This is a genomic window from Acidobacteriota bacterium (genome assembly GCA_016712445.1).
Classification (GTDB): domain Bacteria; phylum Pseudomonadota; class Alphaproteobacteria; order Caulobacterales; family Hyphomonadaceae; genus Hyphomonas.
In genome coordinates this window covers 541,240-563,610 of the sequence record JADJRB010000002.1, presented here as the reverse complement: position 1 = coordinate 563,610, position 22,371 = coordinate 541,240, and the positions used below count along the sequence as shown (strand labels likewise).

Here is a 22,371-nt window from a genome sequence, read left to right as displayed (position 1 = left end):
AATAGAGTCCCTATGTATCAGGCTCACACTACGGGCCAAAGAAGGAGCCGTGATCATGGCTAATATGGACGTAACCGACGACGAATTTGACGTGCTGCTGGGCGATTCCGACGTTCCGGTCGTGGTCGATTTCTGGGCTGAATGGTGCGGGCCCTGCAAGCAGATGGCCCCGCATATCGAAGCGGTTGCCGCTGAACTCGACGGCAAGGTGAAGATCGTCAAACTCAACGTAGACGATTTCCCGCTGGTCGGCGCCAAGTACGGCGTGCGCGGCCTGCCCACCATGTTGTTGTTCAAGCAGGGCAAGGTGGCCGCCACCCACAACGGCGCCATGAACCGTCAGGCGCTCGCCAACTGGATCAGCCAGTCGGTGTGAGGCTCGGCTCGGCCGGTGCGTTGTCGCCGGTCAGTGAAAGGAAGACATCTTCCAGGTCAGGCGACTTGGTCGAAAGGTCCGCGACGCTGATACCGGCGCCGCGGGCTTTTTCCAACAGGCGCCCGATTCCGGTTTCGGCAGTCTTGAAGGTGATCGCCAGCGTGCCGTCATCGCGCAGCTTGGAATCGTACACGGCCAGTTCGGGCGGGATGACCGTGATGGGCTCGCGCGGCGTGATGATCAGGGTCTTGTAGTCGAGGCGCGACAGGAGTTTTTGTGTCGGTTCGCAGGCTTTGATCATGCCGTGGTCGACGATCGCGATGGTGTCGCAAAGCTCCTCGGCCTCTTCAAGATAGTGCGTGGTCAGGATGATCGTGGTGCCCCGGTCGTGCAGTTCGCGCACATAGTTCCACATCAGGCGGCGCAGCTCGACATCGACGCCGGCCGTCGGCTCGTCGAGAATCAGGACGGGCGGATTGTGGACGAGTGCCTTGGCGACCATCAGGCGGCGCTTCATGCCGCCGGAAAGCTGGCGGACATAGGCGTCTCTCTTGTCGATGAGGCCCAGCGCCGTGAGGATTTCGTCCGTCCGGCGTTCGGCTTTGGGTACGCCGTAGAAGCCGGCCATGAGCTCGAGCATCTCGAACGGCGTGAAGAAGGGGTCTGCAACGACTTCCTGGTTCACCACGCCGATGGCCGCGCGGCTCTGCCGGGGGTGAGCGTCGATGTCCAGGCCCCAGATTTCGGCTGTGCCGGAGGTTTTCTTCACCAGGCCCGCGAGGATGTTGATGAAGGTCGACTTGCCGGCCCCGTTCGGGCCCAGCAGGCCGAAGATCGTACCGGTGGGAATTTCGAGCGAAATGCCGTTGAGGGCTACTTTTTCGGGCATCTTGCCGGTGGCGGCATAGGTTTTCCGCAGATCGCGGACCTGGATGGCGTATTGGGGGGTCGGCATGTTGCTCTTTCGTCAAGGCAGCCGCTACGCCTTGCAAGGCAGCAGCCCGGCCTTTAGTTAGGGGGCAAGTTGCCTCGGCGCAACCGACCGACCCGGAGAACCTGAATGCCCCCGAAGCGCGATGTCTTCACGCCGCCCGAAATCTCGATGGTCACGAGCCGCAAGGTGTCTTGCAACGGCGGCGGCGGCGCATTGGGGCACCCCAAGGTCTGGTATGAAATGGGCGATGAGGATTTCGTCGAGTGCAAGTATTGCGATCGCCGGTTCGTGCTCATCGGCGGCGCCGAAGATCCTTCGCGCCACAAGTAACCGCCCCGCTCGCAGAACAGGCCAGGCACCATGCATGTCCTGATAGCAGGCGGAGGAATTGGCGGGCTGACAGCAGCGCTCGCGTTCCAGAAATTCGGCCACACGGTCACCGTGCTGGAGCAGGCGTCGCGGCTTGAGGAAGTCGGCGCAGGCCTGCAGGTCAGCCCGAACGGCATGCGCGTGTTTGAAGCGCTGGGAGTCACCGCGCGGGTCGAGAAGGACGCTTTCCGGCCACGTGCGCAGGAGTTGCGGTTCGGCAAGGGCGGCGGCCGTATCCTGACAATCCCGCTGCGAGCAGCGTCGCATGCGCGCTGGGGCGGCGAGTACCTGCACATTCACCGGGCCGATCTGGTCGACGCGCTCGGCAGCGCGCTGGCGGACCGGCAGGCGGATGCCGTCCGGCTCGGCTCCGAAGTGGTTTCCTATTCTCAGGACGAGGCGAGCGTGACGGCGCACCTGGCGTCGGGCGAGATGGTGACGGGCGACTTGCTGGTGGGAGCAGACGGCATCCACTCCGCCATACGCACGCAGGTCGCAGGCCCGGATGCACCGCGCTACACCGGCCATGCGGCGTGGCGGGCGGTGGTGCCGGTGTCAGAACTCGGCAAGGACGCGCCGCCCGAGTCGGCGTGTGTTTGGGTGGGATCGCGGCGGCATGCGGTGACCTACCGGCTGCGGCGCGGCAGCCTCGCCAATCTAGTGGCGGTGGTCGAATGCAAGGAACGCCATCTGGAATCCTGGACTGCGACGGGCGCGCGCGAGCAGGCGCTGAAGGATTTCAGGAAATGGTCGCCGGTGATCCGCGGCATACTTGAGAAGGCCGAGACCCTGAACCGCTGGGCGCTTTATGACCGGATGCCGCTTGAGCGGTGGTCGGACGGCCGCGTTGTGCTGCTGGGCGATGCCTGCCATCCGATGCTGCCCTTCCTCGCGCAGGGGGCGGTGATGGCGATTGAGGACGCTTATGTGCTGGCGCGGCTTTGCAGCCGCGGTGATGACCTCGGTCAGTCGCTCGCCCTCTACGAAAACATCCGCAAGCCGCGCACCAGCCGGGTGCAGGAAGGTGCCCGGCGCAACGCCAACCTCTTCCATCGGGGAGACCCGATTTCGCAGCTGGCGACCTATGGACCGATCTGGCTGGCGGGACAGTTCCTTCCCTCCATCGCGCATGGGCAATATGACTGGATATACTCTCACGACGTGACGGACTTGCCCGGCGCGGCAGCCTGACGAACAAGACAAAACAAAAAAAGGAACGCCAGATGCTGTCCGTACTCGACCTGTTTCGCATTGGCATTGGACCGTCGAGTTCGCACACGGTAGGCCCGATCCGGATTGCTGGCCGGTTCCTGGCCGAGCTTGAGCAGTCAGGCGTGCTCGCCCGGACCGAGCGGATAGAGGTGGAGCTACAAGGTTCCCTCGCATTGACGGGCGCAGGGCACGCAACGCCGAAAGCCGTGATGCTGGGCCTGCTCGGCCTTGATCCGGAAACGCTCGATCCGGAAGACGCAGACAACCGGGTCGCGGCGCTGGAACAGTCCAGGACTTTGCCCTTGCCGGACGGACGGCGCATTGCGTTCGATCCGGCGCGCGACATCCGCTTCGCCTATGAAGTGCTGCCCAAGCTGCACCCCAACGGCATGCGGCTGCGGGCTTTTGCCGGCGACGGGGCCGAGTTGGCGGACAATACCTGGTATTCGACCGGGGGCGGGTTCATCGCGTCGCAACGCCAGCTCGAACGGCCTGTGGTGGACGATATCGTGCCGAGCGGACAGGCCGTGCAGTTTCCGTTCATTTCGGCCGCTGAGCTTCTGGCCGTCTGCAAGCAGGAAGGGCTGCCGATCGACGCTGTGGTGATGGCGAACGAGGGCGCCAAGCGCGCGGCTGAGGCGACGAACGCCGCGCTGGACCGGATCGCCGGGGTTATGATGGCCTGCATTGACCGAGGCCTGTCGCGCACCGGCACGCTGCCCGGGAGCCTGAAGGTGCGACGGCGGGCGCCGGAAATCTGGCAGAAACTCAAGAATGCGCCGCCCTCGAACGAGCGTGAGCAGCTGTTCGACTGGCTGAACGTCTATGCAATGGCCGTCAACGAGGAGAACGCTGCGGGCGGCCAGGTTGTGACGGCGCCTACAAATGGCGCGGCGGGAATCATCCCGGCCGTGATTCGGCATTATTGTTGGGAAGCAGAGGACCGCGCCGCGCGGGTGCGCAAGTTCCTGCTGACGGCTGGCGGGGTAGGGCTGCTCTACAAGCAGCGGGCCTCGATTTCCGGCGCCGAGATGGGCTGCCAGGGGGAAGTGGGAGTCGCCTGCTCGATGGCGGCGGCGGGGCTCGCGGCCGTCTGGGGCGGCACGCCGCAACAAGTGGCCAATGCGGCCGAGATCGCGATGGAGCACAATCTCGGCCTGACCTGCGATCCGGTTGGCGGGCTTGTCCAGATCCCCTGCATCGAGCGCAACGCGATCGGCTCGGTGAAGGCAGCGAACGCGGCGCGTCTGGCGCTGCATTCGCTTGAACAGACGAAAGTGTCCCTCGATCAGGTGATCGAGACGATGCGCCAGACCGGCATCGATATGTCGTCAAAATACAAGGAGACGAGCCAAGGCGGGCTGGCGGTCAACGTCGTCGAGTGCTGACGGCTCAGTCGGTCGACAGGGCGCGGAGCACCTTGGCCATCGATTCGAGTTTTGCGACCGAATTGGTGCGGTCGATCAGCGTGTGACAGCGCGCCCGAGCTTCGGAGACCGGATCGCGTTTGTCGGCAGCGCCGGCTTCGGAATCCTGGAACAATTCGGAGATCGGGACGCGCAGGACGCGCGCGACGCTGGCAAGCATGCCGGCGCTCAGGCGGTTGGTGCCGGTCTCGTATTTCTGGAGTTGCTGGTGGCTGATGCCCAGCTCCTGGCCAAGCTCCGATAGGGTGAAATTCTGGGCCGTGCGCAATTCGCGAATCTTTTCCCCGACCATTTGGTCAATACGGGTGGGGGAACGGGAACCTGCAATCCGGGCTTCTTCGAACATATTTCTACCTTTTGGCTTCTTTTATCGTTTTCCTCCACAATAAGTGGAAGGCAACAAGCGCGGTGCATAAAAATATGTAATGCCGTTGACAGTGTTGCGTCGGAGAGCACGTCACTCGTGCCGCCTGTTGGCACGCCGAATGTCGTTAGTAATCCTTTTTCCAGCGCACCGAAATGCGCGAATCTCCCGTCGAACTAGTCTCGGATGCAACTGAAACCTGCGGGCGAGGCTGCCATTCGACCTCGACACTGTTACCCGCTGCGCCCTTGGTTGTCACCTCGAGGTAGACATCAGGGGCAAGATACTGGCCGACACCGAGTTCCGGATTGCCGGCCGTGTCGACGCCGAGCCGGAGCCTGTCGACGCCGAGACCGGACTGGATCGCGCCCACGGGGTTGAGACCAGTATCCTGGCCCGCAAGGCGCGCGATCGATTGCGCCAGTTCAGCTGCTTCGAGCGCGGACAGATCGACGGAAGAGCGACCGAACAACATGCGCGAGAGGATCTCGTCCTGGGGAAGCGACGGTGTGCTCGACAGTTCGATCTCCGGATTGGCCGGCGCGCCGCTGACATCAGCCCGCACGGAGAATCCGTCGACCTCGCGATTGGCGGAAATGGCCATCTGGGCGGAATCAATCGGTCCGTCGAATGTAATGCGGCCACTTTCGAATTCGAAAGGCCGCTGGGCGAGTTCAAGTGTTCCGCGTACCAACGTTGCACGCCCTTTCAGCAGCAGGCTGTCGGGCCGGCCGGTGACGTCGATATCAAGCGCCCAGTCGCTGTTGAGGCCGCGCCCGGTGACAAATACGCCGCGCTGGGCTGTGACGCCGAGGTCCAGCCGGATGGGCTTTCGAAGCACGGCGGCGCGCTGCGCGTCCGGATCATCGGTGGTCCATCGGACATTCAGTGTACGAATGGAGTTGTTCGAGAAGTTCTCGACGTTGAAGCGTGCCTCGTCGATCTTGAGGTCGCCGCTCAGCACGCGGTCCTTGGCGCCTTCCGTCAACTTGGCTTCGCCCGACAGGCGGGCGATGTCACCCATGCGGTCGTAGACCAGCAACCGATCGAGGTTCACGGTCACGCCGGCTTCATCTTCGGCGAGGCGCCCATTCAGGGTGACACGGCCTCCTTCGGCACCCGCGCCTGATCCCGTAAGCGCAATCACCCGGTTCGCCAGGTTGGCGTTGAGTTCGAGATCCTTGAGGCTGAGGCCGGTCGCGCCGTATTCGTAGAGCCCGTTGTGGATATCTGCCTTGGCTTCGATTGCCGGCGCGTCGAGTGTGCCGGTGACCTTGGTACGGCTCTGGATCGTGCCGCCGATATCGTGGCCATAGGCCAGTGCGATCAGGCGCAGCGCATTGAGATCGCCATTGACGTCGAGCAGGGCTTCAAGGTTCCGGTCTCGGTCGAGGTTAACGAAGCCGTTCTGTGAAGGCTGGACGGGCAAACGCGCGGCGGCGTTGGCCTTGAGGTCGGGCCCGTAGGTCGCCTGCGCGGTGAGTGTCAGCGATTTCTTGTCGAGGCGTCCGTCGAGATCGAGATCAAGCGCGGTGTTCAGCCCCGACACGGCACTTGTTGCCGAAAGATCGACTGTGCCTTCCGGATTGGGACCGTAGAGCCGTCCATTGATCTTGCCGGACACGACAGCATCGACGGCTGGATAGCCGAACGCGGCGAGCAGGGGAGCTATGGACAGGCTCTTCAACTCGACGCTGCTGCTGCTCGTGTCGGTTCCCGGTTTCAGCACGGCCTGAAGCGACCCGCCAAGCAAGGCGAGGTCGATGTCAACCGATGGCGCGGCGCCGAGCGACCATTCGATATCCTTCCGTGTCGAGACGGGATTTCCGAGAAGGTTGCCGGACAGGCTCAGACTTCCCGCCGGATATCCGCGTGAAAGCGAGGCCATGCCAGAGAAGGCCAGGTCACTGTTGGCGCCGGGTTGTTTGTCGACGAGGCGCCCTTCGAACCGGTAGCCGGCGTTCGTCGTCGTGACCGTGCCGGTGATGGCGTCAATTGCGAGGCGTGAAGAGACGTCAACGTCGCGGGCTTCGAATGCGGCACCGAGCGCCAGCGCGTCGTTCGCGCTGCGTCCGGCGTTGCCCTTCAGAGACAGGGTGCCGAACTTGATGCCGGCGAAGGTGAAGGCTTGTGCGTCGGCATCGAGGTCGGCTTGCAGGACGCCATTGTCGAACAGGGTGGCCGAGCCCGTGAAGTCAATCGTGCCGAGGCGGCCGTCTATGGCATTGAAGCGCGTGGCTTTCGCGGACCTGTCGAGCACGAAGGAGACAGCAGATGCCTGGCCATCCGACACGCCGGTCAGGGTTACCGGTCCCGAGACATCGCCTTCGTTGATCAACAAGTCGGCTTTTGCGGCGAGGTTGCTCACGTGGCGACCGCTTACGCTTGCGCTTCCGCCTTCCGAGTTGGCGGCGAGCAGGTAGCCGGCGCCGCTGCGCTGCACATTGCCCGTGACATGACTGAGATCGACCTCGTTACCGGCAATCAGGAGCGACTTGATCTGCTGGGCGTCAAACGTGATGTCCGGGCTGCGAGGACCATATATCCGGCCACGGACTTGTCCCTCCAGGCCGGGAAACCGGACGTCGAGGCGCTGGATGTCGCCCTGGTCGGGTGTGAATTTCAACATGCCGCGGACAGCGCCGCGGCCTTCGACGAGCGTGTTGAGGTCGGACACGCTGGCGGTCACGCCGGCGAGGTTCAGATTGAGCCCCAGCTCGAAATCCCGGATCGCGCCCTTGGCCTGCACGAAGCCCGACGCCGAGCCAGAAAAGCCGCCGGGCAAGGCTGCGATCGACTGGGTCAGCTTGCCGGAAATGTTGAGGCGGTTGTCGGCGAAGTCGACTTCACCGAGCAACTGCGCGGTGCCGGACTTGTGTGTCAGCTCGACCGCATCGAGCAGCAGGCTCTTTTCGCTGAGGTCGTAGTTGCCGCTGCCGGATACCTTGATCGTATCGCCGACGATGCCGGCGGCCGAGCGGTTGTTGGCAAAGGCCTTGCGGATTTCGACGTCGCCGGTGAACGGGACGCGCCCGCTTTCAAGACTGATCGTGACCGGACCGGATACGACTTCGAACGGCAAGCCGGCTTCCGGCCGAAGCTCGATGCTGGCGTCGCCAACGTACTGGTAGCCGGTGTCGCGCGCTTCCAGCGTACCATCGAGTGCGATGGCGCGCGGGGCTTCCCAGAAGGGGGCGAGCGTCGCGAGACGGGCCTGGAGGCGCGCTGGCTCCTGGAGCTCAATCCGATTGGGCTCGGACTTGCCGGACAGGTTGATTGTGCCAGCGGCAATTCGCGCGGCAACATTGAAGGTCACGAACTTGCGGGCGAAGGTGGCCGTCACGTCGGCTTCAACCTTGGGACCGAGGAAAGAGGCTATGTCAGCACGGATCGGCAGGGCCTGCGCGTCGAGGCGCACATTGGCGTCCACGGCGCCGTCCTCGATCTTGCCCGAAAGCCAGACCTTGTCGCTGCCGTCGACCGTCAGGCGCGCTTCGCCGCGTCCGTCGTCGAGGTTGCCGGCGGCGGTGGCCGACACGATCGCCGAGGCGCCGTCCTGAAGCTGCAGAAGGTGCGCGAACACACCGCCGGCGGGTGCGTAGCCGTCTACTTTAAGGTCGAAGGCGGCCGAGCGGTCGCGAAGGATGGTGGCCTCAATGCGGTCGCCGGCGCCGTCCAGCGGCTCGATGCGGAGGTGAGCGTCGATGGATCCGCTGCGCTCATTGAGAAAGCGTGCGGAAATGGCGGAAGCGGATTCAGGGCCTGCAACGCCCTGCGCGAGGTAGAGGCGCTTGATCTGTGCATCAGACAGCCGCACTTCCCATGGCTTGCTGTCGCTATCCGGGCGCGGCGCGCGGACCGGACGGCGCAGAATGCTCACGTCTTTCAGGGCGACCGATTGCAGGTCGACCGTGCGCGACAGGAGGGCAGCGGGCGACCAGGTCACGCTGAGCGCTTCGGCGGTCAGCCATACGCCCGATGCATCGCGGATCTCGATCTCGCCAATCGAAAACTCCGAGAGCGGATCACCTTCCAGCTTGCGTACACTGAGGCGGCCATAGCCCGCGACTTCGCGTCCATCAATCTGCGAGACGATGAAGTCGCGGCCGGACTCCGTCGAAAGCCAGAGCCGGACGGCGAACAGCACGGCTATGAGGCCGCACACGAACAGCGCCGTCGCCCAGACGATGGGGCGCCGGCGCATTATGGGCAGGGGATTGAATCGGTCCGGCATCAGAAGGCCTGGCCGATGGAAATGTAGACCTGGACGGGCGAATCGCCGTCGCGGCGGTCGAGCGGGGTCGCGATGTCGAACCGGATCGGGCCAAACCCCGGATAATATCGGACACCTACACCGACAGATGCGGCCGCGTCGGAGAACACGCTGCCGGCATCATCACCCGCGGCGCCGAGATCGGTGAACAGGGCGTAGCCGAAGCGCTCGCTGGCGCGCCAGCGCAATTCGGCCGATGCGGCAAACAGGCTGCGTCCTCCTGTCAGGGCGCCGAGGGAATCGCGCGGCGACAGGCTCTGGTACTCGTAGCCGCGCACGGTGCCGCCACCGCCTGCGAAAAAGAGCTTGTCGGGCGGCACATCGCTGGAACCGGCAAATGCGCCGTATTCGGCGCGGAAGGCGGCGACGAGGTTTTCCGAGATGGCGCGATAGGTGGCGCCAGAGAGATGCAGGCGGGTATAGCCGGGCGTATTGTCGCCGACCGAGATGCCGGTGTCGGCGCCGGCGAACAGGCGCAGGCCGGATTGCGGGTCCAGTGGGTCGCCGACATCGGTGTAGCTGGCCGAGACCGGGAAGGAGAGAGTCAGTTGGTCGCGTTCGATGCCGCCGACGATCTTGGCCCGTTGGTCTATGGTGCGCGTCGCATCGAGCACGGCGCCGACCGAAATCGTCAGCTGGCGCGTGAAAGGCTGAGCCAGCGTGGCGCCGACGCTGACGCCTTCAAGGTCATAAGCGTCGGTCTGTTCGGCGCGCACGCCTGTCTCGAGTGAGAGCGTGCGACCATACTTCCCGATGTTCGGGCGTTCGTAGGTGGCTTTCAGGCCTTGCGCGAGGGTAGCGACTTCGCCGCTGATGCGGATGCGGTCGGCTCGTCCCGTGAGGTTGCGCCGTTCCCAGTAGCCATCGACACCGATGCCCTCAGTGGTCGATGCGGTCGCGCCGATGCCGATCGTGCGCGGCTCGCCTTCCACCAGCGTAACGGTGACTGTGTGCAGGCCATCAGGCCCCGGCAGGTCCGCGACCGTCACACCAATACCGTCATAAAGGCCGGTAGCGCGCAGGCGGGTGCGGAGCCGGTCGATGATCGCCGGCGTGTAGAGGTCCCCGTCAGACCAGGTCTTCAGGGTACGCACCATCTTCGCGCTGCGGGGCTCGACATCCGGCAGTTCGAGGGCGCCAAGCGATACGCGCGGACCTGGCACGAGCAGGAAGGTCAGCTCGACATCCGCGTTCTCACGCGAGGCGAGCACGTCGATGCCTTCGCTGCGGGCGAAGGCGTAGCCGTGGCGGCGAAGTTGCAGGACTAGCTCGTCGTCCATCCGCTCGATCGTGGCTGTGCGTGCGGGTGCGCCAGCAGGCAGGGCTGCCAGCTCCGTTTCCAGCCGTCTGGCCACTTCCGGCGCCATCTGGTCGCGGCCCTGGAAATCCCGGGAGAGGACCGTGAACAAGGGGCCGGGCTCTGCAAACAGCACCGTCTCGTCTGTGGTCGCATTGATCTGGGCGGGCTCGATCTCGGCTGCCAGATAGCCTTCGGACGACATCAGGTCCTGAAGGAGGCTTGCCGAATTGTTCATGCGGTTGCGCGCTTCCAGCACGCTGCGCGCAGGTGGTTCATCGACGCGGACGAGGTCGTTGGCGCGGGCGGCGAGCGCCGGCGGCATGCCTTCGACCTTGGCGCGGGGCACGCCTTCAGCGGCCTGGAGCCCGTTGCCGCCCAGTCCCGGCACGAGGGCGCAAGCTGATGTTGCCGCCAGCAGGCAGGCCCCGGCCAAAGGCCGGGCGATCGTCCATGCGCTGGCCGGCTTCGCCTCTTTCATCGTGTTCTCAGCTTTCTGCCGGAGCAGGATTGCAAGTACTGGCCCATTCATATTGGTGAAACCATAACGTTCACTTGACAGGTGAAAGCGAATTGCATGGCCGCACCGCAGCGTGATTGCCTCGCACGCTTTCGTGACCCTATAACGCCGGAAACGCGGCAGGATTCGACGCAATGATGTACCTTTTCGTCCTTGGCGGGCTCATTCTCTTGTTCATCGGCGGCGAGGCGCTGGTGCGCGGATCGGTGAGCGTTGCCCGGAAACTGAACATTTCCGAGCTGGTCATCGGCCTGACGCTGGTAGGTTTCGGCACATCCGTCCCGGAACTGGTGACGAGCCTGCAGGCAGTTGAGCAGGGCGCCGTCGGCATAGCCATCGGCAACGTGATCGGTTCGAACATTGCAAATATTCTCCTCGTGCTTGCAGTCGCGGCGGTGATTTCTCCCATCATCGTTCACCCGAATGTGATCGCTCGCGACGGCGCCGTGATGATTGCCGTGACAGCGCTTTTCTGCGGCTTAATCTGGTTCGGCGAATTCAGCCGGGTCGCCGGCTTTCTGCTGGTCACGTTGCTGGTCGCCTATCTCACGTTCTCGCTGATTGCCGACCAGCGCCGGCAGGGGCCTACTGCCGAGATGCACAAGGCAGAGGGCGAGATAGTCGAGGCAGGTTTCGGACTGGTTACCGGCATCCTGATCGCGGTGGCCGGCCTTGCCGGGGTCGTGGCGGGGGCCAACCTGCTGGTGACGGGCGCGGTGTCGCTCGCGCGCTCGTTCGGTATCAGCGAAACCGTCATTGGCCTGACGATTGTCGCCATCGGCACGAGCCTGCCGGAGCTTGCAACTTCGGTTGTCGCTGCCTACCGCAAGCGCGCCGATGTCGCGCTCGGTAACATCATCGGGTCCAACATATTCAACGTGCTTGGCATTCTCGGCATCACAGCCCTGGTGCGCCCGTTCGGCATCCGGGGCGACACGTCTGCCGAGGCCCTCGCGGGCGACCAGCCGGTCAGCATGGTGTCCTCGATCGACATCGGCGCGCTGGTGCTTTCGGTGGGCTTGCTCATCCTATTCGCGTTGACCGGGCGGCAAATCGCGCGCTGGGAAGGCGCGGTGCTGCTGACCGGATACGCTGTTTACATGGGCCTCACGTTCGGTCTTCTTCCAACCTTCAACCTGGTGCCCAATGGCTGACGAAACGATCTACCAGGGCCTCGGCCAACTCGGACAGGCCAGCGCCATTCCGGCCTCGCCCGACGCCGCCGTGCTTGAGCGCGTGCCTAATCCGCATGCGGGCACCCTGTTCCTGACGCGCTTCGTGGCGCCTGAGTTCACGTCCCTCTGCCCGGTCACCGGCCAGCCGGATTTTGCGCACCTTGTGATCGACTACGCGCCGGGCGACTGGCTGGTGGAATCCAAGAGCCTCAAGCTTTACCTGACCAGTTTCCGAAATCACGGGGCGTTCCATGAGGACTGCACGGTCTCCATCGGAAAACGTATCTACGAGTTCACGAATGCGCGCTGGCTGAGGATTTCCGGCTACTGGTACCCGCGCGGCGGGATCCCGATTGATGTGTTCTGGCAGTCCGGCGCCGTGCCGGATGGCCTGCATGTGCCTGATACAGGCGTTGCGCCTTATCGCGGGCGGGGCTGATCAGTCGAGCGTCCAGCGGGTGATCCGTTCGCTGACGTCGGCGCGCACGCGTTCCGGCGTTGCCGCGCGCGCCGTGCCGATGTGGACAAAGCCCGCAACGCGCTCACCGTGTTTCAGGCCGAGGACGACGCCCGCATCCGCGTCGTAGGCCGGCCATTCCGACAGCCATACGCCCGCCCAGCCGCTGGCGTTCGCGGCGAGCAGCAGGTTGAAGCAGAGCGCCCCGGCGGAGAGTTCCTGTTCCCAGACGGGGGTGCGCCCGTCATCGACCGGGCTTGAGATGACCGTCACGACGACCGGAGCGCGCAACATCGAGTTTGCGGCCTCGTCAACCTGGGGAGCGGGCGCGCCGCGGTCGCTGAGTATCTTGGCGAGTTGCGCGCCGAGTTGGGCGCGGGCGTCGCCCTCAAAAACGATGAAGCGCCAGGGGCCGAGCTTTCGGTGGTCAGGAACGCGTGCGGCGACCTGCAGAAGTTCGTCGAGTTCGGCCGGGGTAGGGCCCGGAGCGCCGAGCAAGAGCTTGTTGGCGGATTTCCTGAGTGCAAGCAGGGTTCTCGCATCAGGGCTGGGGCGGGCGCCGGGCAGGGGAAGGTCGCGCGGCGGCGGAGGTGGAAATCGTTTGGTCATGTCTGTCCGGCTTAATGCGACGGACGGCGGAGGAGAAGGCATGATTTATTTTACGGCGCGCCTTGCCGCCTTCGGACGTCTGCCCTATTTCTGCCTCATGTGAACAGTGTTCACTTTCTAAACGCTGATCGGAGCCGCCAGCTTGTCGCCACCGCTGGACCTCGAGACCTCCCCGGCCGAGCGCCGCCGCCAGAAGGTGCGCGGCGCGATCCTTGAGGCTGCCGAGCGAGTGTTCTCGGTGGAGGGGGAAGCCGGCCTGTCGATACGCCGGCTTGCCGAAGAGATCGATTATTCGCCCTCCGCCATCTACAAATACTTCGGCTCGAAGGAAGAACTCGTCGACGAGCTGAAGGAGGCCTTCTTCGGGCGCCTGATGCAAAGCGTCGACCGGGCGGCCCTGCAGACGCTGACGTTCGACCAGCGCATCCGGAAGTGTTTTACGACCTATATCGAAGTAGCCGTCGAGCGCCCGCATCATTACCTCGCGGCCTTTTCGTCGCTGGGCTCACCGGAAGCGGCTGATCAGCCTGCGGACGACTGGGACACGTTCCAGCAGACCAAGAAGGGGCAGGCGTTCGGAACGGTCGCGGCCCTCGTGCAGGAGGGACAGGCGGCCGGCATATTCGATCCGTCGATGAACCCGCTGCTGGCTGCAAAGTCCCTTTGGGCCTCGATGCACGGGCTCGCCCAGTTGCTGATTCACTTGCCGGGTTTCCCCACCATGATGCCGGACGCCTCGCCGGGCGTGTCGGTCAAGGATTTCACCGCCTTTCATGTCGGACTGATGGTGCGCAGCCTACAGCCCGGCAGGCCAACGTCTGACAGTTCCGGGTATTAAGATGACCGATCCTGACTATCACGCCGCCCTGCAACAGCGCGAATTCAAGCCCACGCTCATGAAGGGACTGATCTTCGTCGTGATCCTCGCGGCGGTGCTGGGCGGATTTGTTTTCGCGGCGTTCGGCTTGCGCAGCGCGGAAGGCCCCAAGGTTGCTGCTGCAGAACCGGAGCCGCTGACGGTCGAGGTCGCGCAGATCGAGCGGATCGACACGTTCGAGATCGAAGAAACCTTTTCCGGCCTGGCGAAGGCGCAGCGCACAAGCCAGCTTGGGTTTCCGGGCGGCGGGCGGATCCAGTCAATTGCCGTGCGCGTGGGCGACCAGGTGAAAGCCGGCGACACGCTGGCTAAGCTCGATACACGGGCGCTCGGGGCCCAGCTGGCGTCGTCCGAAGCTGTTGTGGCGGAGGCGCGCGCGGGCTACCAGCTGGCGCTCGATACGGTCGGACGTCAGCGCACCCTGCAGGCTCAAGGGCACGTCTCAACCCAGCGCGTCGACGAGGCGGAGGCCCAGGCTACTACCGCTTCGGCGCGCATCGATGCCGCCAAGGCACAGGCCGATACGCTCCGTGTACAGATTGACCTCGCACGCATCACGGCGCCGTTTGACGGGGTCGTCACGGCGCGGTTTGCCGACGAAGGCGCAATCGCGGGCCCCGGCCAGCCTCTGATCGAACTCGTTGAAGCGGGCCATCTCGAGGCGCAGATCGGGGTTCCCGCGAGTGTCGTTTCGGGGCTTGAACCGGGCAAGCCTTACATGTTGACGGCCGAGACCGGGCCCGTGCAAGCCACGCTGCGCAGCATCACGGGCGTCGTCAGCGCCTCGCAGCGCACGGTGACCGCCGTGTTCGACATCGACCAGGCGGCCGGCGTGCCGGCGGGCAGCCTCGTGCGCCTTTCGATGCCGCGCAAGATTGACGAAGGCGGCTTCTGGGTGCCGCTCAAGGCGCTTACCAGCGCGACGCGCGGTCTGTGGACGGTCTACGTCGCCGCGCCGGATGGCAAGGGCGCGCGGGCCGAAGCGCGGCTTGTGGAAATGATCCACACCGCCGGCGACCGCGCCTTCGTGCGCGGGCCGATGCAGCCCGGCGACCGGATCATCATTGATGGCCTGCACCGTATCACGCCCGGCGCGCCGGTGACGCCGCGGGAGTCGCAGCGCGCCTCCACCGAGAACGACGGCTAGGGAAACGCTCGCAAATGCGCACGCTGTTCTTCCGGCTTCCCCGCCTGACGGTTCTTGCGATCCTCGTGATCCTGTTCGGCGGCCTCGGTGCCCTTCTTTCACTCGGGCGTCAGGAAGACCCGACGCTCGTCGAACGGTTCGGCCTTGTGGTCGTCACGCTTCCGGGCGCCGATGCCGAGCGGATGGAAGCGCTGGTTGCCGAACCTCTGGAAGCGGCGCTGCTGGAATTGCCGGAGATTGAACAAGTCGAAACGTCGGCCCGCGCGGGCGTGGTGCAGGCGAGCATCAATATCCGGGAAAACCTCACAGTCACCGAAGTCGACAACGCCTGGACGCTGGTGCGCGAGCAAGTCGCCAAGGCGCAACAGAGCTTTCCGCCCGCCGCATCGCCCGGCGAGATCACTCGCTTCTATGTCGGCGCCAGCACCATGATCGTGTCGCTGACATGGACCGGTGAAGGCGAGGCGCCGCTTTCGGTGATGCGCCGCCTCGGCCTTGACCTGCAGGATGCCTTTCGCCGCCTCGACGGGACGGAGCTGACCGAGACTTTCGGTATGCCCACGGAGGAAGTGCGCGTCATCGTGGACGGTGATCGCCTGTCGGCCGCAGGCGTGAGTATGGCTGCGACGGCCAATGCCATCGCGGCGGCCGATGCCAAATCGCCTGCAGGGCGGTTGCGGACCGACGGCGGCACCATCGGCGTTGAAGTGGGCGGCGAACTGGACAGCATATCTCGCGTGCGCGCGGTGCCTGTGCTGCAAGCCCCGAACGGGTCCGTTCTTCGCGTCGGCGACGTGGCAACCGTCGTGAAGGGCTACGAGGATCCGCCAACGCGGATGGCGTTCGAGAACAGCCAGCGCGCCGTTCTGGTAGCTGCCTATATATCGCCGAACCAGCGCGTTGACCGCTGGGCGGAGGGGGCCCGCGGAGCCGTCGAAACCTTTGCGGAAGGCGTGCCGCCGGGCATCAAGGTCGAGATCGTCTTCGACCAGAGCCACTATACGACCGCGCGCCTCAGCGGCCTTGCCCAAAACCTCGGCTATTCCGCGCTGATCGTGTTCGTCGTGCTGTTCTTCACGATGGGTTGGCGATCCGCGCTTGTCTGCGGCACGGCCATGCCGCTGACGGTCGCGCTGGTGCTCATCCTGTTCAACATCTTTGGGCAGCCTCTCCATCAGATGTCGGTCACAGGGCTGGTTATCTCGCTTGGCTTGCTGATCGACAACGCCATCGTGGTCGTCGACGACATCGACCAGTGGCGGGCGAAGGGTCTGTCGCGTCTCGAAGCAATCGACCGCAGCCTGAAACACCTATTTGCGCCGCTGGCCGCTTCGACGCTGACCACAGCGCTCGCCTTCGCCCCGATCGCGATGCTGCCAGGCTCAGCAGGCGAGTTTGTCGGCATGATCGGCATTTCGGTGATCTACTCCATTGTCGCGTCGTTTGTTCTGTCGGTGACTCTCGTGCCGGCCATGGCCGGCTGGTTCGACCGGCAGCGCGGCTGGGAGCGGGGCGAGAAACGCCGCCCGCGCCGCTGGTGGCGCGATGGCGTGTCGGTCGATTTCGTTTCCGATGGCTACCGCGCCAGCCTGGAGGCGGTGATCCGGTTTCCACTGATCGGCATCGTGATCTGCATTGTGCCGGCCATCATCGGCCTGATGCTGATGACGCGCTTGCCGCAGCAATTCTTTCCACAGACGGAGCGTGACCAGTTCCAGCTGACTCTGAGCCTGACCGCCGAATCGAGCCTGGCCGACACGATGGCCATCACGCAGCGGGCAACCGAGCTGATCAAGCAGAATGAAGGCGTGAAGTCGGTCACATGGGTTCTCGGAGAGCCGTCGCCGCGTGTGTATTACAACTCCTTCAACAACACGCGCGGCGTGGAAGGTTTCGCGAATGGCTGGGTGCAGCTGGATGGCAACCAGCGCACACGGCAGATCGTGGACGACGTACAGGGCCAATTGCGGCGCGAATTCCCGTCGGCGCGGTTCCTCGCCTTGCCTTTCGAGCAGGGTCCGCCTGCTGACGCGCCGATCGAACTGGTGCTGCGCGGACCCGACCTCGAGGTCCTGAACCGGCTCGGCAACGAAGTGCGCACCGTTCTGACTGAGACGCCGGGTATCACCTATGCCCAATCCTCGCTCGAGCTTGGCGCGCCGACGCTGCGGTTGAAAGCTGATGAGTCGGCAACCGGCCTTGCGGGCAGTCGTCTGGTCGAACTCGCGGCCAACATCAATTCCGAACTGGAAGGCGTTCGCGCCGGTTCTGTGCTGGAAGGCACTGAAGAACTCCCGGTGCGGATCATTTCGTCCGACAGCCGGCGCACCAGCCTGAGCGAACTTCAAGGAAAGACCATCGGGTCGCGTCCGGGTGACACAGGCACGCCGCTATCGGCGCTCGGCGAGATGGAGCTTGTGCCGAAGACGGCCATCATCTCGCGCCGGGACGGCCTGCGGACGAACCAGATTCTCGCCTTCCTTGATCCGTACACGTTGCCCGCGCCGAGCCTTGAAAAGTTTCAGGAGAAGCTGGCCGCTTCCGGATTTGCGCTGCCGGCTGGCTACGACATGCTGATCGGCGGCGAGGCTGAGAATTCCGGCGATGCGGTAGGCAACCTCGCAGCGGTCGGTGTGCCGCTGATGCTGGTGATGGCAGGCGCCGTGATGCTGGTGTTCAATTCCTTCCGCATGATGATGTTGATCATGACGACGGGCATCCTGTCGGTGTTCTTCGCCTTCTTCGGCGTCTGGCTGTTCAACCTGCCGTTCGGCTTCAACGCAATCATCGGCAGCCTCGGCCTGTTCGGCATCGCCATCAACGGCACCATCGTCGTGTTGTCCCTGTTGCGGGGAAGTCCGGCCGCGATGGCGGATGATGTGATCGCGCAGCGCGAAGTCGTCATGGACGCCACGCGCCACATCATCGCGACCACGCTGACGACGATGGGCGGCTTCGTGCCGATCCTGCTGTCGGGCGACGCGTTCTGGATGCCGCTGGCGGCCGGTATCGCCGGCGGAGTGGGCGGTTCGGCGCTGCTGGCCCTGTATTTCACGCCGGCCGTATTCCGCCTGTCGACGATGCGCCCGTTCTGGCGCGGCGGCCGGTCGAGACCAGCAAACATGCAGCATGCAGAATAGGCGAACTGCCGCCCGGACCGGACTCGTTGAAATCGCGCCGCGGACGCGCCATGTAGCTTTGACCAACGGCGCAGGAGCCCCTCATGATCGACAATCCTGACATCGGAGCGCCCGCGCCCGCCTGGAAACGCCTGAGATTCGAAGCGACGGCGGCGGCGGCAGAAGAGCCTTCGCTCTCCAGCTATCTCAATGCGGCGATCCTCAATCATGGCCGTCTCGGACAGGCCTTGTCGTACCATCTGGCCGAAAAGCTCGCGAGCCCGGCAATGGCGACGCAGCAGGTGCGCCATGTCGTGTCAGATATCTACGATGCAGCGCCGTCGCTCGTCTCCATGGCAGAGGACGACTTGCAGGCGGTGCTTGAGCGCGACCCCGCCTGCCGCGGCATGTTGCAGCCTTTCCTTTTCTTCAAAGGCTATCTCGCTTTGCAGACGCACCGGGTCGCCCACGAACTCTGGCGGCAGGGACGGGAAACCCTGGCATTCCATTTCCAGAGCCGGGCGTCTGAACTGTTCGACGTGGACATCCACCCCGCCGCCCGCATCGGGCGCGGTGTGATGCTCGACCACGCATCCGGCATTACGATCGGTGAAACTGCGGTTGTCGGCGATGGCTGTTCGCTGCTGCACGGTGTCACGCTCGGCGGAACGGGCAAGGAAGTCGGCGACCGCCATCCGAAGATCGGGCGCGGCGTGCTCCTGTCCGTTGGCGCCAAGATCCTCGGCAACATCACGGTTGGCGATGAAGCAAAGGTCGCTGCCGGCAGTGTGGTGTTGAAGGATGTGCCCGCGCATTGCACCGTGGCCGGCGTGCCCGCGAAGGTGGTGGGTGGGCCGAGCTGCTGCCAGCCGGCGCAGTCCATGGACCAAGGCATTCCGGACCAGGCCTCCAGCTGACCGTCACCTTGCAGTGCAGCACTTTGCGGCGCGGCCCAAAGCGACTAGTCTTGCCCGGTGTTGATTTGGTTCAGGATTTCCCATGATAAACAAAGAAGAAACGTTGCGCCTTGAGGCCTATCTCAAGGAAAAGCTGAATCCCGGCCTGCGCCTGCTCGCCCGCGACAAGGCGAATGACTCGCTTGAAGTCTACCTCGGCGCCGAATTCCTCGCGGTCGTCTACAAGGACGAAGACGAGGGCGAGACCTCCTACCAGTTCATGATGACTGTCCTGAAGGAAGACATCACGGGCGGCTGAGCGTTTCAGTCTGCCTCGCGGTAGGCCGCGCGTTGCAAACGATCGTTGATGGCTTCGCCTAGCCCGGTGCCGGGAATGGGCGACACCGCGATGCGCTCGAACCGCGCATCAAGGGCGCGCAGCATGGCGAACAGCTTGGACGCGGCCTCGACGAGATCGCCGGACGGCGAAAGGTTCAGGCCGGCCACCGAGCCCGGCCCGAACCCGAGATAGCCTTCACCCGCATCCGGCGCGTCGGCATTGAGCCGGAGGCGGGCGTTTGGCGCGTAGTGGGATTTCAGCTGCCCCGGGGCATTGATGGCGGCGTCTGCGTTATGCGCCCGGACCGGCCGGCCGAGTGCGTCGGCCAGGGCAGCTGTCGGCACACCGCCTGGCCGGAGGAGAACGGGCGCCTCGCCCTCGAAGCCGAGGATGGTGGACTCCATGCCGACATCGCACGGACCGCCATCGAGGATCAGGTCGATCCGGTCGCCAAGATCGGCGATTACGTGTTCGGCACGGGTCGGGCTCACATGACCTGACCGGTTTGCAGACGGTGCAACGAGCGGCCGCCCGAATGCGGCAATAAGTGAGCGCGCGGCGAGGTGCGCCGGCCAGCGGACCGCGACCGTGTTGAGGCCGGCGCGCGCGAGGTCAGATACCTGGCCGCCCGGGCGCGCGGGCAGCACCATCGTAAGCGGGCCGGGCCAGAACTTTTCGGCGCACAGGCGCGCAAGATCAGAAAACTCAGCTTCGGCTTCCGCCATCTTCAGCGACGCGACATGCGCGATCAGCGGATTGAAACGCGGCCGTCCCTTGGCTTCGTAGATGCGTGCGACCGCTTCAGGGTTGGCCGCGTCGGCGGCGAGCCCGTAGACTGTCTCCGTGGGGATGGCCACGAGGCCGCCCTCACTCAGCACTTCGGCGGCGAGGGCAATCGTTTCTGGCAGGATGGGCACGATCTGGGCGGTCATCCGACCCGCCTTATCACTGCTCTGCTCGGCGACAAACGGGGCAACTACGCCTTGCGGTCTGCCCGGCCGGATACCGTGACCACGACCTTGTCGGCTATCCAGCTGTTCGACGCGTCCGACTTCTGGCCAAGGTTCAGCGCCTTGCGTGAGAGCTCGGCGGTGCCTTCAAGTTTCGCGCGGTCGCCTTCGATCTCGAGCGAGAAGGCAAGCGGTATGCTCACCGAGCCGTCTTTCACGGACAGCGTGGCGGTCGCTTCGTAGCCGCCGGGCGCGGTCTTGAAATCTGTCAGTTCGACCGTCGCCTGCGGGAAAGCCGCCATGTCGAACCATTCGGCGCCCTTCAGGCTGTCATCATATAGCTTCTTGCCCGTTTTGGCCGAGCGGGCGTCGATGATGACGCTGACGTGAGATCGGGCGAGGTCATCGGGGTAGAAGGCGACTTCGGCCGTCCAGGATTCGAATTCGCCGTCGAAGGGTTTGCCTTCATAGAGGCCTTCGAACGCGATCTCCGAGGAATCGTAATCGACGGTCCAGTTGACATCGCTGGTGGCTGCAGCGGGTGCGCCGGCCGGTGCAGCATTGCCTGAGCCAAGCGGAAGCAGCGGGATCGCCGCAATCGCTGCGAACAGCAGGAGGCTTCCGCCAAACGCGAACACGGCGCCGCGCGCGGGCAGGGCCGGCGCTGCCGCCTTGCCGAACAGACCCGGCAGCATCCGCTTCAATACGCCGTCTTCAGCGCCGATTTCGTGTTTCACCGCGCCGGCGACGTGCAGGCCAAGCAATCCGATCACGAGCCAGGCTCCCTTGCCGTGTATGGTCTCGACAACTTCGAACAGGTCCTTGCTCTTCCAGCTGTCGGGGAAGGGCAGGTGCGGCCAGCTGACCATGCCGTAGAGCACGGTCGAAACCTGAAAAGGTGAGACAGAGACGAGCAACCAGCCCATGATCGGAATGCCGATCATCAGGACATAGAAGGCCACATGGACCGCATGCGATGCGGTCTTCTCGATCTTCGCCATGTTGTCTGGAAGAGGCGGCGGCGGGTTGGCATAGCGCCAGGCCAGCCGCGCCAGCGCAAGGAACAGCACCGTAATGCCGATCGACTTGTGCAATTGGTAGCGGGCTTCGTTGTCATCCATGTTCCAGCCAAGCCAGATCATGAAGGCGAGCAAGGCCGCCATCGCCCAGTGAAGGGCGATGGCAACGCTGGTGTACCGTGACGAAGCGGCGTCAGACATTATTCAGGTGCAGCTTCGGTGGTGGCTTCTGCAGGCTTGTCCTGCAGGAACTCGGTCTCGATCAGCAGGTCGATATCGTCGCCGATGAATTCGAGGTTGCTGTCCATGCCGAACTCCGAACGCTTCAGCGTCGTCGTTGCAGAGAAGCCAATGCGGTCCTGTCCCGGCGTCCAGGGCAGCTGGACCATGCCGTTATAAGTGACATCCAGCGTCACCGGCTTGGTCACGCCGCGGAAGGTGAGGTCGCCCGTAACCTTGCCGGTTGCCGCGCCGGTCTGCGTCACGCCGGTCGACTTGAAGGTGATCTGCGGGAACGCGCCGGCATTGAACCAGTCCGGGCTCTTGCCGAGGGACTCGTTGAAGCTGGCATACGGGCTGTCCGGGTGGGTGCCTTTGTAGTCGCCGGCGAAGTCGGTTTCGACCGAAAGCGGGTCGATCATGACTTCCACGGAGTTCGCGGCGAGGTCGCCCGGATTGAATTGCAGCGTGGCGTTCACCGTCTTGAACCGTGCCGTGTAGTTCGACAGGCCAAGGTGCTTCACGCGCCAGGTTACCGACGTATGCCAGGGGTCCGCCGTGTACGTGCCGGCAGCGCCGAGCGGCAGTTCTTCAACCGGCGCGGCGGCAGGCTCGGTCGTTTCGGTCGCCGGCGCGGCATCGGTTGCCGGCGCCTCGGTCGTGGGGGCGCACGCGGCAAGCGCGAGTGCGCTGGCGGAAATCAGGAAAAGTCTCATTGTGTTCGTCTCCAAAATGCCCAACGGGTCGGCCGCGAAAGTAGTGCAGACTTTCGATCTTTGAACCAATTCATT

19 protein-coding genes are annotated in these 22,371 nt (G+C 64.3%); 11 read left to right on the top strand and 8 right to left on the bottom strand.

Annotated features, from left to right (window positions below):
* The first annotated feature begins 55 nt into the window (after positions 1 to 55).
* A complete protein-coding gene (trxA, locus tag IPK75_15610; GenBank protein ID MBK8199776.1) occupies positions 56 to 376 on the top strand; it encodes a thioredoxin in 321 nt (106 codons plus the stop codon).
* Here the strand turns inward: trxA and IPK75_15605 are convergent.
* On the bottom strand, positions 360 to 1,331 hold the full coding sequence (locus tag IPK75_15605; GenBank protein MBK8199775.1) for an ABC transporter ATP-binding protein: 972 nt from the start codon (positions 1,329 to 1,331) through the stop codon (positions 360 to 362). The genes trxA and IPK75_15605 overlap by 17 nt on opposite strands.
* A 105-nt stretch (positions 1,332 to 1,436) precedes the next feature.
* Between IPK75_15605 and IPK75_15600 the strand changes: the two genes are divergently transcribed.
* Genes IPK75_15600 through IPK75_15590 form a run of 3 tightly spaced genes read left to right on the top strand, consistent with a single transcriptional unit; the run spans position 1,437 to position 4,279 of the window.
* Positions 1,437 to 1,640 carry a zinc-finger domain-containing protein gene (locus tag IPK75_15600; protein MBK8199774.1) on the top strand — a complete coding sequence of 68 codons (204 nt, stop codon included), beginning with the start codon at positions 1,437 to 1,439 and terminating at the stop codon, positions 1,638 to 1,640.
* A gap of 30 nt (positions 1,641 to 1,670) precedes the next feature.
* Positions 1,671 to 2,870 (top strand): FAD-dependent monooxygenase, encoded by a 1,200-nt coding sequence (locus tag IPK75_15595; GenBank protein MBK8199773.1) that lies wholly within the window; start codon positions 1,671 to 1,673, stop codon positions 2,868 to 2,870.
* Between the two features lie 32 nt (positions 2,871 to 2,902).
* Entirely contained in the window at positions 2,903 to 4,279 is a 1,377-nt protein-coding gene (locus IPK75_15590; protein ID MBK8199772.1) for an L-serine ammonia-lyase, read from the top strand.
* A gap of 4 nt (positions 4,280 to 4,283) precedes the next feature.
* Here IPK75_15590 and IPK75_15585 read toward each other — a convergent pair whose 3' ends face one another.
* The 3 genes from IPK75_15585 to IPK75_15575 all read right to left on the bottom strand — a co-directional run bounded on the left by IPK75_15585 (position 4,284) and on the right by IPK75_15575 (position 10,733).
* Positions 4,284 to 4,664 carry a helix-turn-helix transcriptional regulator gene (locus IPK75_15585; GenBank protein ID MBK8199771.1) on the bottom strand — a complete coding sequence of 127 codons (381 nt, stop codon included), beginning with the start codon at positions 4,662 to 4,664 and terminating at the stop codon, positions 4,284 to 4,286.
* Positions 4,665 to 4,809: 145 nt separating this feature from the next.
* Positions 4,810 to 8,886, bottom strand: a complete 4,077-nt coding sequence (locus IPK75_15580) for a translocation/assembly module TamB domain-containing protein (protein MBK8199770.1) — start codon at positions 8,884 to 8,886, stop codon at positions 4,810 to 4,812.
* A gap of 29 nt (positions 8,887 to 8,915) precedes the next feature.
* Entirely contained in the window at positions 8,916 to 10,733 is a 1,818-nt protein-coding gene (locus IPK75_15575; protein ID MBK8199769.1) for a BamA/TamA family outer membrane protein, read from the bottom strand.
* 173 nt (positions 10,734 to 10,906) lie between these two features.
* On the opposite strand from IPK75_15575, the gene IPK75_15570 reads away from it, so the two are divergent.
* Positions 10,907 to 11,926, top strand: a complete 1,020-nt coding sequence (locus tag IPK75_15570; GenBank protein MBK8199768.1) for a calcium/sodium antiporter — start codon at positions 10,907 to 10,909, stop codon at positions 11,924 to 11,926.
* Entirely contained in the window at positions 11,919 to 12,386 is a 468-nt protein-coding gene (queF, locus tag IPK75_15565) for an NADPH-dependent 7-cyano-7-deazaguanine reductase QueF (GenBank protein MBK8199767.1), read from the top strand. The genes IPK75_15570 and queF overlap by 8 nt, the downstream gene beginning before the upstream one ends.
* Here the strand turns inward: queF and IPK75_15560 are convergent, their stop codons facing one another.
* Positions 12,387 to 13,013 carry a nitroreductase gene (locus tag IPK75_15560; protein ID MBK8199766.1) on the bottom strand — a complete coding sequence of 209 codons (627 nt, stop codon included), beginning with the start codon at positions 13,011 to 13,013 and terminating at the stop codon, positions 12,387 to 12,389.
* Between the two features lie 142 nt (positions 13,014 to 13,155).
* Between IPK75_15560 and IPK75_15555 the strand changes: the two genes are divergently transcribed.
* The 5 genes from IPK75_15555 to IPK75_15535 all read left to right on the top strand — a co-directional run bounded on the left by IPK75_15555 (position 13,156) and on the right by IPK75_15535 (position 19,371).
* Complete coding sequence (locus tag IPK75_15555) at positions 13,156 to 13,851, top strand: TetR/AcrR family transcriptional regulator (protein ID MBK8199765.1); 696 nt, start codon at positions 13,156 to 13,158, stop codon at positions 13,849 to 13,851.
* A gap of 1 nt (position 13,852) precedes the next feature.
* Positions 13,853 to 15,037 (top strand): efflux RND transporter periplasmic adaptor subunit, encoded by a 1,185-nt coding sequence (locus tag IPK75_15550; protein MBK8199764.1) that lies wholly within the window; start codon positions 13,853 to 13,855, stop codon positions 15,035 to 15,037.
* 14 nt (positions 15,038 to 15,051) lie between these two features.
* Positions 15,052 to 18,177 (top strand): efflux RND transporter permease subunit, encoded by a 3,126-nt coding sequence (locus IPK75_15545; GenBank protein ID MBK8199763.1) that lies wholly within the window; start codon positions 15,052 to 15,054, stop codon positions 18,175 to 18,177.
* An 83-nt stretch (positions 18,178 to 18,260) separates the two neighbouring features.
* Positions 18,261 to 19,073: a serine O-acetyltransferase gene (gene cysE / locus IPK75_15540; GenBank protein ID MBK8199762.1), complete on the top strand. Its 813-nt coding sequence runs from the start codon at positions 18,261 to 18,263 to the stop codon at positions 19,071 to 19,073.
* Between the two features lie 85 nt (positions 19,074 to 19,158).
* Positions 19,159 to 19,371 (top strand): DUF3126 family protein, encoded by a 213-nt coding sequence (locus IPK75_15535; GenBank protein ID MBK8199761.1) that lies wholly within the window; start codon positions 19,159 to 19,161, stop codon positions 19,369 to 19,371.
* Positions 19,372 to 19,376: 5 nt separating this feature from the next.
* Here IPK75_15535 and IPK75_15530 read toward each other — a convergent pair whose 3' ends face one another.
* Genes IPK75_15530 through IPK75_15520 form a run of 3 tightly spaced genes read right to left on the bottom strand, consistent with a single transcriptional unit; the run spans position 19,377 to position 22,296 of the window.
* Positions 19,377 to 20,324 carry a threonylcarbamoyl-AMP synthase gene (locus IPK75_15530; protein MBK8199760.1) on the bottom strand — a complete coding sequence of 316 codons (948 nt, stop codon included), beginning with the start codon at positions 20,322 to 20,324 and terminating at the stop codon, positions 19,377 to 19,379.
* Positions 20,325 to 20,368: 44 nt separating this feature from the next.
* Entirely contained in the window at positions 20,369 to 21,565 is a 1,197-nt protein-coding gene (locus IPK75_15525) for a cytochrome b/b6 domain-containing protein (protein MBK8199759.1), read from the bottom strand.
* The gene (locus IPK75_15520; protein ID MBK8199758.1) at positions 21,562 to 22,296 is read right to left on the bottom strand and encodes a polyisoprenoid-binding protein; all 735 of its coding nucleotides are present in this window, start codon (positions 22,294 to 22,296) and stop codon (positions 21,562 to 21,564) included. Before IPK75_15520 ends, IPK75_15525 begins: the two co-directional genes overlap by 4 nt.
* Positions 22,297 to 22,371: the final 75 nt, after the last annotated feature.

Coding starts and splice junctions, on each gene's coding strand:
- trxA (MBK8199776.1), top strand. CDS start 56: ATGGCTAATATGGACGTAACCGACGACGAATTTGACGTGCTGCTGGGC.
- IPK75_15605 (MBK8199775.1), bottom strand. CDS start 1,331: ATGCCGACCCCCCAATACGCCATCCAGGTCCGCGATCTGCGGAAAACC.
- IPK75_15600 (MBK8199774.1), top strand. CDS start 1,437: ATGCCCCCGAAGCGCGATGTCTTCACGCCGCCCGAAATCTCGATGGTC.
- IPK75_15595 (MBK8199773.1), top strand. CDS start 1,671: ATGCATGTCCTGATAGCAGGCGGAGGAATTGGCGGGCTGACAGCAGCG.
- IPK75_15590 (MBK8199772.1), top strand. CDS start 2,903: ATGCTGTCCGTACTCGACCTGTTTCGCATTGGCATTGGACCGTCGAGT.
- IPK75_15585 (MBK8199771.1), bottom strand. CDS start 4,664: ATGTTCGAAGAAGCCCGGATTGCAGGTTCCCGTTCCCCCACCCGTATT.
- IPK75_15580 (MBK8199770.1), bottom strand. CDS start 8,886: ATGCGCCGGCGCCCCATCGTCTGGGCGACGGCGCTGTTCGTGTGCGGC.
- IPK75_15575 (MBK8199769.1), bottom strand. CDS start 10,733: ATGAAAGAGGCGAAGCCGGCCAGCGCATGGACGATCGCCCGGCCTTTG.
- IPK75_15570 (MBK8199768.1), top strand. CDS start 10,907: ATGATGTACCTTTTCGTCCTTGGCGGGCTCATTCTCTTGTTCATCGGC.
- queF (MBK8199767.1), top strand. CDS start 11,919: ATGGCTGACGAAACGATCTACCAGGGCCTCGGCCAACTCGGACAGGCC.
- IPK75_15560 (MBK8199766.1), bottom strand. CDS start 13,013: ATGACCAAACGATTTCCACCTCCGCCGCCGCGCGACCTTCCCCTGCCC.
- IPK75_15550 (MBK8199764.1), top strand. CDS start 13,853: ATGACCGATCCTGACTATCACGCCGCCCTGCAACAGCGCGAATTCAAG.
- IPK75_15545 (MBK8199763.1), top strand. CDS start 15,052: ATGCGCACGCTGTTCTTCCGGCTTCCCCGCCTGACGGTTCTTGCGATC.
- cysE (MBK8199762.1), top strand. CDS start 18,261: ATGATCGACAATCCTGACATCGGAGCGCCCGCGCCCGCCTGGAAACGC.
- IPK75_15530 (MBK8199760.1), bottom strand. CDS start 20,324: ATGACCGCCCAGATCGTGCCCATCCTGCCAGAAACGATTGCCCTCGCC.
- IPK75_15520 (MBK8199758.1), bottom strand. CDS start 22,296: ATGAGACTTTTCCTGATTTCCGCCAGCGCACTCGCGCTTGCCGCGTGC.